This window comes from Flavobacterium sp. TS_SC_5 (assembly GCF_056156265.1).
In genome coordinates this window covers 3,430,549-3,448,731 of sequence record NZ_CM149588.1, presented here as the reverse complement: position 1 = coordinate 3,448,731, position 18,183 = coordinate 3,430,549, and the positions used below count along the sequence as shown (strand labels likewise).

General features: G+C 32.0%; 17 protein-coding genes. 13 read left to right on the top strand and 4 right to left on the bottom strand.

From position 1 onward, the window contains the following. Nucleotides 1–129: 129 nt before the first annotated feature. The 4 genes from AC0J6S_RS14795 to AC0J6S_RS14780 all read right to left on the bottom strand — a co-directional run bounded on the left by AC0J6S_RS14795 (nt 130) and on the right by AC0J6S_RS14780 (nt 1,943). Nucleotides 130–630 carry a YqiA/YcfP family alpha/beta fold hydrolase gene (locus tag AC0J6S_RS14795; protein ID WP_474954517.1) on the bottom strand — a complete coding sequence of 167 codons (501 nt, stop codon included), beginning with the start codon at nt 628–630 and terminating at the stop codon, nt 130–132. Between the two features lie 12 nt (nt 631–642). After that, nucleotides 643–1,041: a hypothetical protein gene (locus AC0J6S_RS14790; protein WP_474954516.1), complete on the bottom strand. Its 399-nt coding sequence runs from the start codon at nt 1,039–1,041 to the stop codon at nt 643–645. 11 nt (nt 1,042–1,052) lie between these two features. Beyond that, nucleotides 1,053–1,262 carry a hypothetical protein gene (locus tag AC0J6S_RS14785; protein WP_474954515.1) on the bottom strand — a complete coding sequence of 70 codons (210 nt, stop codon included), beginning with the start codon at nt 1,260–1,262 and terminating at the stop codon, nt 1,053–1,055. Between the two features lie 90 nt (nt 1,263–1,352). Beyond that, complete coding sequence (locus AC0J6S_RS14780) at nt 1,353–1,943, bottom strand: hypothetical protein (protein WP_474954514.1); 591 nt, start codon at nt 1,941–1,943, stop codon at nt 1,353–1,355. Between the two features lie 175 nt (nt 1,944–2,118). Here AC0J6S_RS14780 and AC0J6S_RS14775 point away from each other — a divergent pair, with 175 nt between their 5' ends. From AC0J6S_RS14775 to AC0J6S_RS14715, 13 genes are all read left to right on the top strand, one after another. After that, entirely contained in the window at nt 2,119–3,057 is a 939-nt protein-coding gene (locus tag AC0J6S_RS14775; protein WP_474954513.1) for a replicative DNA helicase, read from the top strand. Between the two features lie 70 nt (nt 3,058–3,127). Beyond that, entirely contained in the window at nt 3,128–4,027 is a 900-nt protein-coding gene (locus AC0J6S_RS14770) for a helix-turn-helix transcriptional regulator (protein WP_474954512.1), read from the top strand. Nucleotides 4,028–4,087: 60 nt separating this feature from the next. Then, nucleotides 4,088–4,534, top strand: a complete 447-nt coding sequence (locus AC0J6S_RS14765) for a SprT-like domain-containing protein (RefSeq protein WP_474954511.1) — start codon at nt 4,088–4,090, stop codon at nt 4,532–4,534. A gap of 435 nt (nt 4,535–4,969) precedes the next feature. Continuing rightward, nucleotides 4,970–5,170, top strand: a complete 201-nt coding sequence (locus AC0J6S_RS14760; RefSeq protein WP_474954510.1) for a beta propeller repeat protein — start codon at nt 4,970–4,972, stop codon at nt 5,168–5,170. A gap of 113 nt (nt 5,171–5,283) precedes the next feature. Continuing rightward, a complete protein-coding gene (locus AC0J6S_RS14755; RefSeq protein WP_474954509.1) occupies nt 5,284–6,228 on the top strand; it encodes a hypothetical protein in 945 nt (314 codons plus the stop codon). A gap of 391 nt (nt 6,229–6,619) precedes the next feature. Next, nucleotides 6,620–6,955, top strand: a complete 336-nt coding sequence (locus AC0J6S_RS14750) for a hypothetical protein (protein WP_474954508.1) — start codon at nt 6,620–6,622, stop codon at nt 6,953–6,955. Nucleotides 6,956–7,243: 288 nt separating this feature from the next. Beyond that, the gene (locus AC0J6S_RS14745) at nt 7,244–7,528 is read left to right on the top strand and encodes a hypothetical protein (protein ID WP_474954507.1); all 285 of its coding nucleotides are present in this window, start codon (nt 7,244–7,246) and stop codon (nt 7,526–7,528) included. After that, nucleotides 7,515–7,991, top strand: coding sequence for a hypothetical protein (locus tag AC0J6S_RS14740; protein ID WP_474954506.1), 477 nt, complete (start codon nt 7,515–7,517; stop codon nt 7,989–7,991). The genes AC0J6S_RS14745 and AC0J6S_RS14740 overlap by 14 nt, the downstream gene beginning before the upstream one ends. Before the next feature lie 299 nt (nt 7,992–8,290). Further along, nucleotides 8,291–8,917, top strand: coding sequence for an HD domain-containing protein (locus AC0J6S_RS14735; RefSeq protein WP_474954505.1), 627 nt, complete (start codon nt 8,291–8,293; stop codon nt 8,915–8,917). A 55-nt stretch (nt 8,918–8,972) separates the two neighbouring features. Then, nucleotides 8,973–10,205, top strand: coding sequence for a metallophosphoesterase family protein (locus AC0J6S_RS14730; protein ID WP_474954504.1), 1,233 nt, complete (start codon nt 8,973–8,975; stop codon nt 10,203–10,205). A 10-nt stretch (nt 10,206–10,215) separates the two neighbouring features. After that, nucleotides 10,216–13,260 (top strand): AAA family ATPase, encoded by a 3,045-nt coding sequence (locus AC0J6S_RS14725; RefSeq protein WP_474954503.1) that lies wholly within the window; start codon nt 10,216–10,218, stop codon nt 13,258–13,260. Nucleotides 13,261–13,320: 60 nt separating this feature from the next. After that, nucleotides 13,321–15,117 (top strand): exodeoxyribonuclease V subunit alpha, encoded by a 1,797-nt coding sequence (gene recD, locus AC0J6S_RS14720; protein WP_474954502.1) that lies wholly within the window; start codon nt 13,321–13,323, stop codon nt 15,115–15,117. A 2-nt stretch (nt 15,118–15,119) separates the two neighbouring features. Then, nucleotides 15,120–18,182 (top strand): exodeoxyribonuclease V subunit gamma, encoded by a 3,063-nt coding sequence (locus AC0J6S_RS14715; protein WP_474954501.1) that lies wholly within the window; start codon nt 15,120–15,122, stop codon nt 18,180–18,182. The last annotated feature ends 1 nt before the right edge of the window (nt 18,183 follow it).

Sequence of the window (18,183 nt, the reverse complement as noted above, 5' to 3'; positions counted from 1 at the left end):
GGTTTATAAAACACAATATTCCCGCTATTGGATCCTAATATATTTCAGGATTAAATAGTTTCGTTTTTTAGTTAGTTTTAGTGATGCCTAATATTTTTTAGGATTTACTACACCATTAACATACTGGCATCAATAACAAAGTTCGCCAAAAAAGGCGTTAGTTTGTTGTTCGAAAATCTCAATAGGAATTTGATGTACCAGCTCTTTTTTAATAGTAATCACATAATCAGTTGTCGGGTTACTATGTAGTGCCAGATAATTTAAGTTGTCTTTTGCTTTGATAATATTATCCTGTGCACCCAAAACAATTCGCATGAATGCGGAGTTGTTTTTAGGCAGGGAAGCGGGTATTATTTGTTCGACTGCATTGCGGTAGGGTAGTGCTGGATTATATAGCAACGCACAAATGCCCAGACTGTTCGCCAGATGATAAGCCGCAAAACCGCCCATGCTGCTTCCTATTATTGCATTGATGTCCTGATTGTGATATTCATCGTATAGCATTTGAATCATATTTGGTTTCGATCTATAATCTAAATCGGGAGCGATAATCGTTCCGTAAGTTTCAAGGATAGCTCTTTTTGGGTCGCTCAATTTACTTTCGAGTCCGTGGAGGAATAGTATGTTCATGGTATAATTTCTTTAAAATTCAATATCGTATGAATTATTCTCATTCCCTTCTAAAAGGTACTTTTTATATTCTTCTTTGGTTCCCATCTGTTTTGGCCAAAAGGTTTTGCTATAAAAATACATTAATTCCAACACATCTTCTTTGGTTGCTGCCAAAATATCGAGGTATTTTAGATTGCGTTCGTAGCAGAAATAATCTTCATCATAGTATTGATCTGTCTCACCCAAAAGTCTTTTTTGAAAAGGATAACCTTCCACTTCGTAACATTTACTTTCGCAGTAGTTGATGATCAGACTGCGAACATCGCTTTCGTAAATTTCGGCATACGTATCGTCATCTTTACTGTGGGATAAGTTATTCCATTTTTGATAAATGCTTAGGATTTGGACTTTTATTTTTTCTATATCCATTTTTAAATTGTTTATTCTATTTTCCAATCCACTTCACCTAAATCCAAGATTCCGTTCATTTCGACTTCGAGCCAGGAAGAAATTCCGCCTTCAATGCATTTTAGGTTCAAGCCATAGCCTGAAAAAGTATCGTTGTTCATATTTAAGGTTGTTCCCTTTTGCAAATGGTTCATCATTTTTGAATGCTGTTCATCAGTTAACTCAATAGTAATCTTTTTCATATGTTACTTAGTTTTATTTTTGGTGAAAGATCAGTAACCAAAACTAAGCTTAATGACCCTGTAAAATTTACGGTTTTCCTCATTCGGTTTTTATATCCATTTAGACCAAGCGGATTGGGTTAGATAAGGCACTTTATTGATTTCGCAGATTTCCATCGTATGACCGGTTCCGCCTGTTTTTGGATTCAGTTCATCATCGTAGAAAAAAGCAAAATTCACCGGAGGGATTCCTGAATTCGTCCCCGTTACTTTAACAGTATCGCGAATAATATACGCCGCTTTTATTGCAAACCGGTCTCTGGCACCGTCCACATATTTATCAATTAACGATTTGGTCTTTTTATTGTTTTTGGACTGGTAAATTACCTCAGACTCATTCAGTAAATCAATTTGGTCCAGAGAAATTGTTTCATACGCATTATTTTCTTTTTGGCGGTGGCTGTCATAAGGCGTAATAACCTGTAATCGTTCGGGAACTACCTGCAAAACACCTTTAGAGAAATAGAAGTCCGCTCCATCAGCGTTGCCACTTCGAAACTTTGCTTTAGGAAGGTTTAGTGCCAGGAACATCCCAAATTGGATCAGTTTTTCTTTATCAGATTCTACAACATTGCGTTTCCCTTCTAATAAAATGATGCTATTTTCAACATTATATTTGGAAAAAAATTCGGTGAAAGTCATATCTTTTTATTTATTAATCAACAAAGATAAATAGCCACAACGACAAATCGTGTCGGAGTTAAATTAATTTCCAAAACTCTATGCTTTGTCAGCTTTAATTTTTCTTGAATATAATATAAAATTTTTCTGGCCATATTTTGGCAGATATGAAAAGTATTTTTGATAAAAAAAAATCATGGATCAAATAGAAATTAAAAGTTTAAAAGAAGTTGGAGAGGAGTTTAAAGAAAGGCTTAAGATCATCACCAAAAAAGAAAAAGGTGTTACGGGGATCTCATCTGGATTTCACAAACTGGATGCCATTACTAATGGTTTTCAGCCTTCCAATTTAATATTACTTGGTGGAGTAGCAGGAATGGGAAAAAATGCATTTGCTCTATCGTTAATCAATAAAATGACATTAGAGAATCAATATTCAATTGTTTTTTTTTCATTAAAATTATCAGCTCAACAATTGATGATGCGAATCATTCGGCAACAAACAAATATTTCTTTCGAAAAATTTCGTTTAGGGTTACTTGATGAAAATGAAATGGAACTCGTGTCTCAAAAAATGCAAGAATTAGAAGATGTACCTTTATTTTTTATTGATTATCCATTTCTAACTGTTGATAATATTGAGGAAAAAATATATGAGTTACTTTGTCCTAATTATCGTGTAGATATAATTATAATTGATGCTTTACATTTACTTGCTTCTAATAGAAAAGATAAAGTTGGAAAAGTACTCAATAAAAGGGAGCTTGCTAAAATTTCTTATGACCTCAAACAGTTAGCTGAAAGATTAAATATAACAATAATCGTTTTTGTTGATGTAAAAGAAAATATTTATCGACGTGGAAGTAATAAACAACCACTATTATCAGATATTAGAAAGGATGCCCCGATTGATAAATATGCCGACTTAATTTTACTTCTGTACAGACCTGAATATTATAAAATTGACGAATGGGACGATGATGATTCTTCCCCAACAGCGGGTGAAGCTGAAATTATCGTCGCCAAAAATAATTATGGAGGTCTCGGCAATGCTAGATTAAAATTTACCGGACATTTAGGCGAATTTGATAATTTGCCGATCTGCGCTAACATTGATGATGATTTGCCATTTTAAATATTAATATCACACTCTGCCTTAAATCGGCAGACAAATAATTTATCTTTGAAAAATAAATCAAACAATTATGTCAAAATTAACCTATTTTAAAAGGTATTTGTATGTTATAGACCGCTTGAGAAGCAGACCATGCAGTTTTAATGAATTACAAGATCATGTGATGCACAAGCTAGAACAAGACGATATTGATATGAATTTCGAATATGCCATACGCACTTTTGACCGAGATAAAAAAGACATTTCTACCCTTTTTGGAATTAACATTCAATACAATCGTAAAGACAAAACCTATATTATTGATGAAGAAGAAATTGAAGACCAAACCGTAACACGAATGATTGATGCCTTTTCGATACATCATGCACTTCAAGAAGGAAATAAATTGTCACCAAGTGTGTTTCTTGAAAAGAGAAAATCATTGGGAACTGAGCATATTCATGGAATCATACATGCCATACAAAACCTTTTTATTTTAAAATTCACTCACCAAAAACATTGGGAAGACTTTAGTACGCAACGCGACGTTAAACCCATTGCCATAAAAGAATCGCAACAAAGATGGTATTTGGTTGCTTTGGATATAAAGGATGAAACAGTAAAAACTTTTGGACTAGACCGTATTTTCAATCTAAAAATTACTGATACTAAATTTAATCCGATTGCCTATAATGTCGAAAAGGAATTCCAACACGCTTTCGGAGTAGAAACCTATACTCGCGCCGAAAAAGTGGTTTTGAAGTTTTCCAACAAGCAGGGTAACTATATCAAAACATTTCCGCTGCACGATTCTCAACGCATAATAGAAGAAACTGGTGATAGCATCTTGATGGAAATTTACATTCATCTTACAAATGACTTTACTATTGAACTCTTGAAACATGGTGGTAATGTAAAAGTGATAGAACCAAAAAGCTTGATTGCGACCATAAAACAAAGGGTAGAGGAAATGTCCAATCTATACCAATAAGGAACTTTATGACAATAGATTTCTTAACGGCACGCGGCTATAGCAGCTGTAGTTGTCAAATTGGATTGGTACAGATGGAAAGTTGGTAAAATATTAGCAAACAATGCAAATAGCAAACAAAATGGTATCCATAAAATTAAAAGAAGAGTAAAACTAACCAAGGTAAAACCATTGTTAAATTCGAAAAATAATAAAACACAGGAAAGATTGATGATATTAGAAACAATGACTTTGGAGTTGATGATAATTCATGGTGTTAGTCACCTTAAATTCAAATTTTCAGGAGCAAGAAAAAGAAATGGTTCTTGCAGCAGTGATACCATTCGCTTGTCAATCCATCATGCATTATACTCTGAAATCAATGAAGTAAAGAATACAATATTGCACGAAGTTGCTCACGCAATCGTAGGTTTCGATTATGGTCACCGGGAGGTATGGCAAAATAAAGCACAAGAGTTAGGCTTGGTATTGAATGTCGATCGTTATCGCAAAATAGGAATCAAATAGTCTAATTTAATCAATTAAAACATTGTCTTTTTTTAATATTATTTTCAATGTCTCTTTATCGCGCTTTATCCTATTAGGTTTGCATAAAGAATGATGAAACGTAATAACAAATCAGAATCAGTTTTATTAAAATTATTCAAAAAGAGAGCGGAAAAATACCAATAGGCGAGTAATCTCTTTTAGTTGAAAGAAACAAATATGTTAACGTTCTATTTGAATTTTCTCCCGAGGTTTGATATATGTATTATAGATAGTGTATGGATAGAATTGATTGTAAACTATCAACATTTTTGTGCAATAAAATAATTTTTACTCTGCCACTTTTTGTCACCTACCTCTGCTTTCTTTACATAATGGGAAAGCCGAAAACCAGATAGAGTAGGCAAACTAAAACCAATTTGTATTATGGCACTTATGATTTTAAAGGGAAAAGAAATGATTCGAATTAACCCCACAACGAAAACTAAAATTGAATACTCAACTAATGATGGTAGAAGTTGGATGTCTCGTTCTACTTCTGGATCTTACGGAGATTTTTCAGACTTGATCGACAATGGCAAAGAAATTCTAGGAATGACTTCAAAAGGCTTGTATTATTCCACAAATGAAGGTAGAAGCTGGATGAAAAGAAGTTAAAATAAATTATATTCCATTTTAGACATTCTTATGTTTAATAATATTTAAACCGTCACAATATGGTATTGTGGCGGTTTATTTTTGTTTCATATTAATGAAAACACATAGAAATTATGGAAGAAAACAACATCAATTCAAATCACGCAATGGATTTAGCCAATGACTGTAGAAATACTGTTAAAGTAATCGGTATCGGAAATACCGGTTGCAGTGTTGTAGATTATTTACGTCTTCAACATATTAAAGGAGTCGATTTTACTTTCCAAATCATAGAAAAGGATGTAGTTCCAAACAAAATCCGGCCGGAACAAACCATTGCTGAGGATGCAGAACAATTGCTGGATCTACAGCGCAACCCTGCGTTGGACGCGCTATTGAACGAATTTACAAAAGTGGTGCTGGTAATTGCCGGAATGAGTGGGACAACCGAAAGGGTTGTTGCCTCGAAAATAGCGCAACTTGCAAAAGAAAGAGAGATTATCACAGTAGGTATTGTTTCAATTCCTTTCCTTTCTGACGGAAAATCAAAATATGAAAAGGTGCTTCAGGATATTGATCTACTTCGCAATCAGTTTGACTCCTTGTTGGTAATCGATACTAATAAGCTAAATCCCCTCAATTCCGTTCCTGATTTAGAAAGTGCATTTCTACATATCAATACCACTTTCACCACCCTGGTGAAAGGAATTACTGCAATTGTCCTGCATTATAATTTTGATTTAAACAATATTAAAACCGTTCTATGTAAGGGCGGTTCAACACTGGCTGGGTTTTCAGTTGTTTCCGGCAGGAACAGAGCTGAAAAAGCCATTAGATCGGCTTTGTTTACTCCTTTATTAAGAGATGCTGCGATCACCAATACCAAAAACATATTGTTGCTTGTCACAAGTGGTACAACTGAAATTACAATTGATGAAATTGCAGTAATCAACGATTACATTCAGCTGGAAGCAGGGTATAACGCCCGTATAATTATGTCTGTTGATGAAAATAATAATCTTAACGATTCCCTTGCGATTGCAATAATCGCTTCCGGATTTGATATTCCAGCATACTAATTCAAAAACATCAAATCATTAAAAAAACAGACAGGGAACACTCCAAACCAATACCACTTTAATCTAATTCATTAATCTCAGTATGAAAATAAATACTGTTTTACGGAAAACCGTAAAGTTAGTTTCTTTTTAAAGTTTATGTTTACTGACATTTTGAAGCTCGGAATAAAGTTTCTTTGATATAGAGGAATTAAAAAAAAACAGAGTTCTTAAATTTGGATATCACCAAAAAACGTATTTTTTATATAAATTTTTACATCTAATATTAACGAGCTAATTTTATGACAAAGTACATATTTTTACGGCATTAAAATAGTAACGATGAATATTAGAAATATTAGCTGGAATACACATTAAGAGAGCAATCGATTACAATAATCATGAAGTAGTTATGAATAAGTTAAATTCTGTTTTGTGCCTGTTATTAATGATGCTGTCAGTCGAAGTGGTAGCTCAATACCCTAATAAAAGCAAAATGAAGTTAACGGTTTTAAACCGCGTTTCGTTTATCACCGGTCAAAGCCAATTGGAGATTTTAATGAACAAAGGATTAGTTGAGAATTCAACAACAAAAGTTGAATATAAAAGAATATATAAAAAGAGTGGCAAAATCATGACGGCTTTCAATTTGAAAGGACATCATTTTATGGATTATCGCAGAAATAATAGGGTGAAAATGGTAGTGGTACCAGGATTATTTTTTTTTCAGAGTAACAGTGCACCATAAAGATTCAACAAAGGGAAAAACGATTGAAGATAAAGTTGCCGAAGCCTATGTTAGAATTAGGAAATAAATTTTTTTGATTAACAAAATTGTTTAAAAAGTCATAATATGAAAAAAAAGAAACTAACGAGTGCTACATTAATTTACCAACATTACAGAAAATAATGATCTAGTTAGAATTTACATAAATTAACGGATGACTCATATGCGATTTGTATAATTGAAATATAATTTTATTTGGATAAGAAAAAAGAGTAATAAGTTTAAGCTAGTAACATATATTTAAAAAAGATGAAATTTAATCCAATTAGTGGCGAATTAAGTACCAACGAAGGCCAATTATTAAAAAAAATGGAGTGTTCCCTTGGGGTTAATCAATCCTCCCTGCGGATTAATCCGAATAATTTAAAAACCAGTATTTGTTTAAAATGCAATAATCAAGTATTGAACACAGAAAAATATAGTGATGTAGAATTATTACGAATTCTCAAAAAGGATCCTAATACTTGTTTAAAAGTAGATTTCAATCAAAAAAATATCAGAATTATAACAAACGGATATCATGGATCTAAATAATTTTGAAAAAGAAATCAGGATTATTCAAACAGTCAGGGATTTAAAAAACATGAATGATTCAGTTTTAAAAGGCTTTCAACTTTTATTTAAAAAAGTAATCCCTTCTGATGAAATTAGTACTAAGTATTCAGTTTGGCAGCATAAGCAAACAGGAGAAGTAAAAGTTCTTTATGATTTTAGGGATGAATTTAATGAAGAAATAAAAGAATTCTATTTACCTGTTATTCCATGGACATTTCATTATCCTTACGCATTCGAGTTGCCCTTTGCAGCTTATTTGATTCCTGAAGATTTAGCAATTGGAGAAATCGTTTTTTTAGAGGATATTATTGAGGATATTAAGTCACAGGTATGGAACCAAGGGGATTCATTTAGGCTGAAATATGGCAAAGCAATATGGAACGGCAGTGATTTTGAAATTCAATTTAATCCTGACAAAGACACTTCATTTTCTGTGGGGTAGGGATGTCAGATACACCAAAAGTTTAATAATAAATTTTTTTGATTGAATCCGTTATATTTGATTGTGAATTTTGTCCTATCAATATTATTTTTTTTAATTTTTACTGAACGGACTGTTTCTGTTGACACTAAAAAATATATAATAAGACATATTAAAAAATTGTTTTTTTGATTTTTTTTTAACAATTTAGAGCATTTATATCCCGATTTTTTAGCGAATGTGTTATTTTTAAGGTCATTATTGTAAATCGGGCAAAAGTTAAGAACAGAAAGATAAAAATAAAAATTAATGAGAACGGAATGAAGGACAGTTTCAAAAAAATCATAGATAAATTTGAATTGGAGATTGCTGCAGAATATGAAAATCATGAAAATAAATTCGATTCCGAGAGTTATCATGGAAGGTTTCATATTTTGAGAACGCTTTTATTAGCCAATACTATAATCGAGAACTATATCCAAAAGGGAATCGCAGTTGATGAACAAAAAACATTTTATGCGTTGCTCTTTCACGATATTGGGCGAGAAGGAAACGGTGTTGATTTGTGGGAAAAAGAGAGCGCCTTGGCGTGTCATGATTATTTAATAAGTAAAAATTACGGAAGTTCGTATGCTATTGGCTGCAGCGAATTAATTTACAAGAAAAGTGATCAATCGATAGAAAGACAAATTTTGAAAGATGCTGATGTTTTGGACTACCATCGCTTCTTCATTTCTCATGATGATCAGGATTATTTTGACAGAAGTCACCTTGTTTTTGGAGGAGAAAAAGAGGTAATCGGAAGCATTGATATGAAAGCACGGGAAGCAGTAATTAAGCTTGCAAGAAATTTGGTCCAATTTACTTCTGAAATTCTTGTGGAAATTCCCACTGATGAATTGATCGCTGCTGTAAATAAATATTACAGAAAAGTGAAACCCTGGTAAAGAATAAACGGTTTTTAGAATACAACAATAATGTTATTAATATAACAATCAAAATATGAGTATTAAAATTTTACATACTGCCGATTGGCATTTGGGAAAGAGATTAGACCATTTTTCTCGTTTGGAAGAACAGAAAGAAGTTTTAAATGAAATTTGTCAAATTGCTGACGAACAAAATGTTGACATAGTAATTGTGGCTGGCGATTTATTTGACACTTTTAATCCACCAGTTGAGGCTGTTGATTTGTTATATAAAACATTGAAAAGACTAACAAATAATGGAAAACGACCAGTAATAGCAATTGCCGGAAATCACGACAGTCCTGATCGAATTGATGCCCCAAATCCTTTGGCTAGAGAATGTGGAATCCTATTTGTTGGTAATCCCGACAGTATGATTTCGAAGATGGTAATTGAAAATGGTTTCGAGATAACTCAATCAGAAAATGGTTTTTTTGAAATTAAATTAGCACAATTTGATTTTCCAATCCGGATTATTGCAACTCCTTACGCTAATGAACTTCGTTTGAAAACATATCTGGGAGCTGATAACAAAGAAGTACAGTTAAATCAACTTCTTGAAAATTCATGGAAAGTTCTAGCTGATAAATATTGTGATGATAAAGGAGTTAATATCTTGACCACGCATTTATACATGTTGAAACGAGGTGGTGAAATATTAGAAGAACCTGATGGTGAAAAACCATTGCGTATAGGTAATGCTGATATCGTTTATACGGATTGCATCCCGAAGCAAATACAATACACAGCTTTGGGACATTTACACCGTTTTCAGAACATTGGGGGACATCCTAGCCCTGTTGTTTATTCAAGCAGCCCACTATCATATAGTTTTTCTGAAGCCGGACAAGAAAAAAAAATAGTGATTCTAGATTTAGATCCTAATAAGGAAGTGCGTTTTACGGATATTATGTTGCATTCAGGACGTGTTTTACACAGGAAACGTTTTGATTCTATTGATAATGCAGTTTTATGGTTATTAGAGAATCCTTATTGTTTAGTTGAATTAACCTTATTAAGCGACAATTTTATAGCAAATCAGGATTTAAAAAGGATACACGAAAGTCATGATGGGATTATTCATATTATTCCTGTTATTTCCAAGGATAATTTGGATGGCAATAAAGTAGTGAAAGTAAATTTAGACCAAGATATTCAAGGGCTTTTTAAGGATTACTTTGTTTCAAAGTACAAACAAGAGCCTAATGAAGAACTCATCGATTTATTTCAGGAAATTATTGGAACTCAAGTTGAAAACGAATATTAAACGATAACATATGTTACCATTAAAATTAAGTGTTACGGGTTTATATTCGTATCAAAAGAAACAAACGATTGATTTTACGGAATTGACCAGTGCCGGATTATTCGGAATTTTTGGTGCTGTTGGTTCGGGTAAATCATCGGTTTTAGAAGCTATTGGATTTGTGCTATACGGAGAAACTGAGCGTTTGAACAGTAAGGATAAGCGTTCTTATAATATGTTAAACCTTAAATCAGACAGGGCTAATATTGAATTTGAGTTTTTAAATTTTGAAAAAAGGAAATTCAAGTTCGTAGCCGATTGGAAAAGGAATAGAAACCATTTTGAAAAAACTACAACTGTAGAGCGGTTGGCCTATGAGTGGAAATATGGAGAATGGATTCCAATGCCTTCTTCCGCAGCTACCCCAATAATAGGGCTAACTTATGATAATTTTCGACGTACGATTATTATTCCACAAGGAAAGTTCAAGGAATTTCTAGACCTGAAAGGAACGGAACGGTCTGAAATGATGAAAGAAATTTTTCATTTAGGGAATTTTGATTTGGGCATGAAAGTAAGTTCATTACAAAAAGATAGCAGGTCAAAAATAGACTTGCTTAAAGGAGCATTGTCCGGATTTGAAGGAGTTACCAATGAAACGATTACAAATTTAAAAGTTGAGGTAACTTTGGCAGAAGCCCATTTAAAAAAAGATACTGCTGAATTAGAATTAATTGACTCAGAAGTTAAAAAACTAGCTATACTAAAAGCTAATGTAGAAGAATTAGGAAAAAGAAACGAACAGCTATTAAGTTTGACATCTGCAAAACCTGCTATGGATTCCTTGCAGGCCGAAATTGATGTATTTGAAAAGGCTGAAAAAGTCTTTAAAGCCGTTTTAAATAATTTTGAAACTGAAAAAACGAACTTAAAAGCAGTTAAAGAACGATGTCTTGTTGTAGAAACTAGCAAGAAAAAAGTCAAAGAAAATATAAGTGTAAATGACTTAATAATCAACGATATACAACCTCAATATACTGCTTTAGATAATACAAAAAATAGAATTTTTGATTTGGAATCAATCATTCAAATTCGTGAATTACAGTCGAAAGTAGCTATAATTGAAGATAAAATTAAAAGCGAGGAAAAATTATTTTTAGTCACTGACAAAAAAGAAAAAGAGCTAAAACAAACCCTTGCCATCCTTCAAGTCACACTGAATACTTTGAAATCAAAACGAATGGAATCGAAGGTTTTGTTAGAGGCAGGAAATTGGTATAATTTACAAGGTTCAATTCAAACGAAAGCCGGGGATAACGAGAGTAAAATAAAAGCAATTCAAGGAGATGTAGCTTCGCATAAAGCAACTTTTTTAGAAATGAATTTGTCAATTGAATCGTGGAAAAACGAATTGGATTCCAAACTAAAAGTTTTGCAACTTGAGAAGGGAGAGGCAATAGAAGTTGAAAAAAAGCTCTTGGTATCTAAAGAATTGGCCCGTTTTTCTAATACCATTCATGACGGAGAAAATTGCCCTTTGTGTGGTTCACTAGAACATCCAAACATAATGCAAGTAGAAGATGTTACGGAGCAGTTAGCTATTGTAGTTGCTACGATTTTAAGCGTTAAAGAAAAGGAAAGTGTAATTGTTGGTATTGTCTCTAAAGCTGAAAAAGCGGCATTTTCTCTGGATCATTCAGAGAAAGAGTTGGCAGTAGTACTGGCTGAAAAAGAGACAATTGATAATGATCTTAAGAATCATATCTCAAAATTTGTATGGACTGAATTCGACAGTAAAGATGATTCCATTTTTGTAACTAAAAAGGAGGAGCAAGCTCAAATTGAAAAAGCGATTAGTGATACTGAGTTAAAGGAGAAAGCAATCAGGTTAGAAGTAGAAGAAGTAGCTGAGGAATTAAAAAAGCAAACGAATAATAGACAACTTAATGCGACTGAAAAAGCAACAAAATCTGGAGTCATTTCTAATTTGGTATCCCAATTAAAAGTGCTAGAATTTGCTGATTATGAACAAATCGATATTGCAATTATTTCTGATGAAAAATCAATTTTGACTCAAGAAAATATTCGAATAGAAAAATTGTATCAGTCAACTGCTGATTTGATTGTTTTGCAAAAACAAGATTTAGCTACTTTAAATGGAAGTTTAGAATCTTTAAGTCAGCAGGTTATTGCAAGCGAGAAATCGGTGAGTGATATCAATAACAATATAATTGAATTGCTTGAAGCACATCAATTTGATTCCGTTGAAACAGTACAAGTAATACTTAATAATGTTTGGGATGTTGAATCAGAAAAAAACAAAACAAAACAATTTTCGATTGATTTACAAACTTCTAAAAATGGAGTAGCTGAATTTGAAAATTTAGTTGGGGTACAAACTTTTGACAAAGAAGTATTTGATAAAAAAAATATTGCATTTGAAGAGATCAAATTAAAAAGAGAAGCACAATTAGGGAAATATTCAAGGCTGCAAGGGGATTTAGTACGAATGAATGCTGAGTTTGATGCAAAGGGAGTTTTTCTATCTGAATTAAAAATGTATGAAACGCGACATGCAAATTTAGGGACTTTAGCAAATATGTTCAATGCGAATGGTTTTGTAAATTATGTTTCGAGTATTTACTTACAGAATTTATCTGATGCGGCAAATGTTCGTTTTCACCGTATGACTAAAAACCAATTGAGCTTAACCATCAATAATACAAACGAATTTGAAGTTGTAGATTATCTCAATAATGGAGCTTCCAGAAGTGTAAAAACGCTCTCTGGTGGTCAGGGTTTTCAGGCATCTTTATGTTTGGCTTTAGCTTTGGCTGAAAGTGTTCAATCATTAAATAAAAATGACAAAAATTTCTTTTTTATTGATGAAGGTTTTGGTACTCAAGACCCGGAAAGTGTGGCTGTAGTATTTGAAACCCTGCAATCTCTTAACAAAGAAAACAGAATTGTTGGGATTATATCTCATGTAAGTGATTTGCAAGAACGAATTCCTCGGTCCATAAACGTGGTAAAAGACGAAGAGAATGGTAGTATTATTACAGAAAGTTGGAATTAATTGTTATTGCATATTTTTAAAAATCAAACCTAAGTGTTCTAAATTCTTAAATTAACCTATATGAATTTTATTAACGATTTGCATTTTCAATTTACAGAATTAGTAGCAGATAATAATTTGAAGCCCTTTGCCTATCTCTTATCCAAAAGAATGAAGGAAGGAAACATTTGTGTTGATTTAGTAAAAGAAAATTTTGCAATGGAATATGAAACTTGGGCTGATGAAATTCAAAATATAATCCCGCCTTTTACTTTAGATACATTTACCGAATCAACAAATATTTTATCTATAAATGGAACCGATAGAAAACCGTTTATAGTTTTCAATAATAAGTTCTATACTTATAGATATTTCACTTACGAAACGGGGATAATTGACAAGATTAAGCTTTTAATTTCTCAGGAAGAAATGTTGCTGGCAAAACGGAAAGAGGAATTGAAAAGTAATTGTGAGGCTATTTATAAACTTCAGGACGCTAATTTAGAAATAACAGATTGGCAGTTAGTGGGATGTTTGAATTCCTATTTAAGCAACTTTTCAATTATCACTGGTGGACCCGGTACGGGAAAAACTACTACAATTGCCAAATTATTAGTGTTGTTGTATACCATTAATCCAGACTTAAAAGTTGCTTTGGCAGCTCCAACAGGGAAAGCAGCAATACGAATGTTGGAGTCTCTTAAAAATAATCTATTGTCTAATGTTGAGCCTTTAAAAAGTAAAATTGAAGAGTTAGAAGGAAGTACGATCCATCGATTATTGGGTTATCAACCAAACTCTCATTACTTTAAATACAATCAGGAGAACTATTTGGACTATGATGTTATAATAGTTGATGAGGCATCTATGATTGATGTACCATTACTTGCTAAGTTATTAGGTGCCATCGAACCCACTAAGAGGATCATATTATTAGGAGATAAAAATCAATTAGCTTCAGTTGAAGCAGGGAGTATGTTAGGAGATTTATGTAATTCTTCTATAATAGAAAAGGAACCAACCTTGAACGTCTTTAATGAAGATCGTAAATGTTTTATAAATCAATTTTTAAACAGAGCAAATATTATCGAGTCCAATAATACTTCTAAAGGAAAACTTTTAAATGAACATATTACTGAATTGATGCTCATTAGAAGAGTTACAGAAGAATCAAAAATTATTGCCCAACTTAGTAAAGCAATTATTCAGGAAGATTTAGAAGAAGTTAAAGCATTAATACATCGGGAATCTGATAATTTGAAAGTGGATACCTATTACAACAATGGAATTTTTGAAAATTTTATTTCCAATTATATAGAATATATTAAAGAAAAGGATATCAAAACCGCAATAGAAAAGTTAAATAAGATTCGTGTTTTATGTGCAGTAAGGGAAGGGAAATATGGTATTTATACAGCAAATAAAAAAATTGAGACTTATTTACAAACTAGAAATGTTTTAAAAATAAATGCAGAGGATTATGAAAATCGACCTGTTTTAGTGACAAAAAATAATAAAGAACTGAATTTATTTAATGGTGATATTGGTATTATCAGAACTAATTCTAACGGACACAAAATGGCTTACTTTATTGATAAAAATAAAGATGTACGTGAAATAATGCCTGCGAATATCGGAAGTTTCGAGACAGTATTCGCAATGACCATTCACAAAAGTCAAGGGTCTGAATTTAATGATGTGTTGATTATTTTGCCAGAAAATCAAGAAAATAGATTGCTGACCAAGGAATTACTATATACAGCGATAACGAGAGCTAAAAACAAGGTAATTATTCAGGGCACAGAAGATATTATTCTTCAGACTACACAGACGAGGGTAAAGAGAACCTCTGGAATTATTGATCGAATAAATAATTAATTATGAGTATTCAAGTTTATGCAGCTTCTACAATAGTACCATTAGCTAAACAGTTAGCTAATTCGATAAAAAACAACGGAAAATCTGTTTTTTATTCAGATTTTATTGTTTCAAGCAATAACGTTATGACACAATGGTTGAAAGTAGTAATTGCGGAAGAAAATGGCATTGCAGCAAACCTGGTAGCAAATTCTGCTAAAGAGATGTTGTCAATTGTCCACAAAATTATTGGTGGCAAGGAACAAAATAAATTGGTGTTGAACTCTTTGCAACAAAAATGGATAATTTACGAATTGCTAAATGAATCTTCTTTTTTTACTAAATTTCCATCCGTTGCAAATTATTATCTGAATAAACCGTCGTATAGATTGGCGTTAGCTGATAAAGTATCGACTCTATTTGACCAGTATGCTTTGTATATGCCCAGCACAATGGAAGCTTGGAATATAGAAGAATTTCAACGTCTAGGCATAGATGAGGAATGGCAACAACACCTATGGCGTGCTTTTCAGGAAAAAATAAATACTAACTTTTTAGATGATTATCAGTTATTTCAATTTATTAAATTGGAATTAAAAAAACCGGAAAAAATCGCAATTTTAAAGGAAAAATTACCATCCATTTATGTGTTTAATATTTCTAATTTTAATACCTATTTGTTGGAGTTATTTATTGAAATAGGCAAGGTAATTGAAGTTGAAATTTTTTATGCTTCAGCTATTCGAGAAGTTAAAGAATCCTATAATAATGATCTGGTACAGAATTTAAAAGGAAATTCAGCATATATTCTAGATGCATACAATAACAAAAATATCCCAATTATTTGGTTAGATGAAGTTATAGATAAAAGTCAGAATTCGTTGCTTGGTTCCTTAAAAAAGGCAATAATTAAAGATCTAAAACAAACAGCATTACACGATGCTGACAGCTCAGTAATTATAAATTCTTGTTATTCCTCTTTTCGTGAAGTGGAGGTTTTGTATAACTATTTGGTCAAGTCGATTGATTCTTCATGTAATGGAATTGGAGCAAGGGATATTGTGGTATATTGTTCTGATATTGCTATTTATGCCCCTGCTATTTATGCCGTTTTTGAGAATGCGCCTTATTCTTTCCCCTATCATATTATAGGCCAGAAAGAGCAAAATATTAATTCGTCATTAAATGCTCTGGAAGCTATCATAAATATTGATGTTAGATGGATGAAACCTTCTGCGGTGATGCAATTATTAGAATATACTTCAATTATTCAAAAATATCAAATTGAAGATGTGGCTTTTCTACGCAAATTGGTAAGTGAAGCTAACATCCGAAATGGATTTAGTGGTGATACATACAATGAAACTAATCTGATCTCTTGGGAGCATGGATTAAAAAGGTTGTGTTATGGTATGTTGATTTCAGGCGAAGAGTGGTTTACTGATGGAAATGATGATTACTTGGTAATCGATAAAGTTGAAGGAAGTAATTCTAATGATTTGGTTCGATTTAATTATTTAGTCCATAATTTGCATACTTTCCTTTTAGAATTAGATAAAGAACGAACAATCGCCAATTGGGTATTGTTTTTAGACGATGGGTTTGATTTGTTTTTTGATAGAGAAAATGATTTTAACCTGGAAGAGTTAACCCGAGAATTTTCTGCAATTGAAGAAGTTGCATCTCTTGATGAAGAAATAGCTTTTGCCACAATTTATCCAATATTACAAAAGGTATTTGAAAATAATGATTCTACAAATAGAGTTACTATTAATAAAGGGATTCGTTTCTGTTCTATTTCAGATGCAAAACCTATTCCTAGCGCCATTGTAGCATTATTAGGGTTGAATTTTGCAAATTTTCCGAGACAGCAAAAACCTTTAAGCTATGATTTAATTCAGCTTATTAATAATTCTGTTTTACAAGATGTCAAAGAAAAAGACAAAACCTTTTTCCTGGAAGCGATTCTTTCCGCAAAACAACAGTTATATATCAGTTACATCGGCAAGAGTTCAAAAGACAATTCAGAATTTCCGCCTTCTTCAGTGGTTGATACGTTGCTGGATTACCTTGAGATTAACGAATTAGTTACCAATCATCCCCTGCATAATTTTAATTCAAAATATTTTGAAGGCTCTCCTGAGTTTTATTCCTATTTAGGGGAAAATAATGGGGTTGAAACGGTCGAAAATATTTTTGATAAAGATAAAACTCCTGTTGAAGACAAGCGAAAAATTATAGACATTTCGTTACATGAATTTATTAACTTTTTCAAAGATTCCTTTAAATGCTATTATAATAAACAATTAGGTATTTATTATGGAGGAGATGAAGAAGCACTTGAGGATTCAGAGCTATTTGAGAATAATACTTTGCAAAAATGGGCTTTAAAGAAAATGATGGTAGATAAACGTACACTAAGTCCTCTCGAAATGAAAGCACTAAAAGTAAAGGGCAAGCTTCCTTTAGGTGCTTATGGTGAAATTTGTTTAGAAAATATACAAGAAAAAATTAAACCTCTTACTGATAAAATTTTGGAATTGAGAAATGGGTTTGAAGAAGAAAAAAGGAAAATAAATTATGAAATTAATATTTTAGGTGTTTTATATAAAGTAAAAGGTGAGATTGATTCTGTTTTTACAAACGGTACCGAAAAAAAGTACATTTATTCTAATGTAAGCAGCAGTCAACATAAATATCAGTTTGAAGCCTTTATGCATTTATTGTTTTTAAATAACAAGGAAAAAATTCAACTGGAGTATGTTAGTGATAAGTTCAGCAAAACTATTATTTATTCTGCTGAATTTAATGATATTTTAGATCAATTAATTACAGTTTTTGTAAATTCTAAATCAAATTTTAACCCTTTTTATATTAATGAAAATGTGAACGCCTATATTGTAAATGCTGATAGCAATGAAGTCACTCAAGAGATTGTAGAAACTGCTTTTGAAATGGATTCCTATTTAAGCACCTATGTTCGTAAAGAAATGGAAACAAATTATTTTAATGAAATGGCTAATAACCAAATATTTGTAAAAAATTGTCAATTGTTGAATGAATTAATATTTATAAATTTCAATTAAT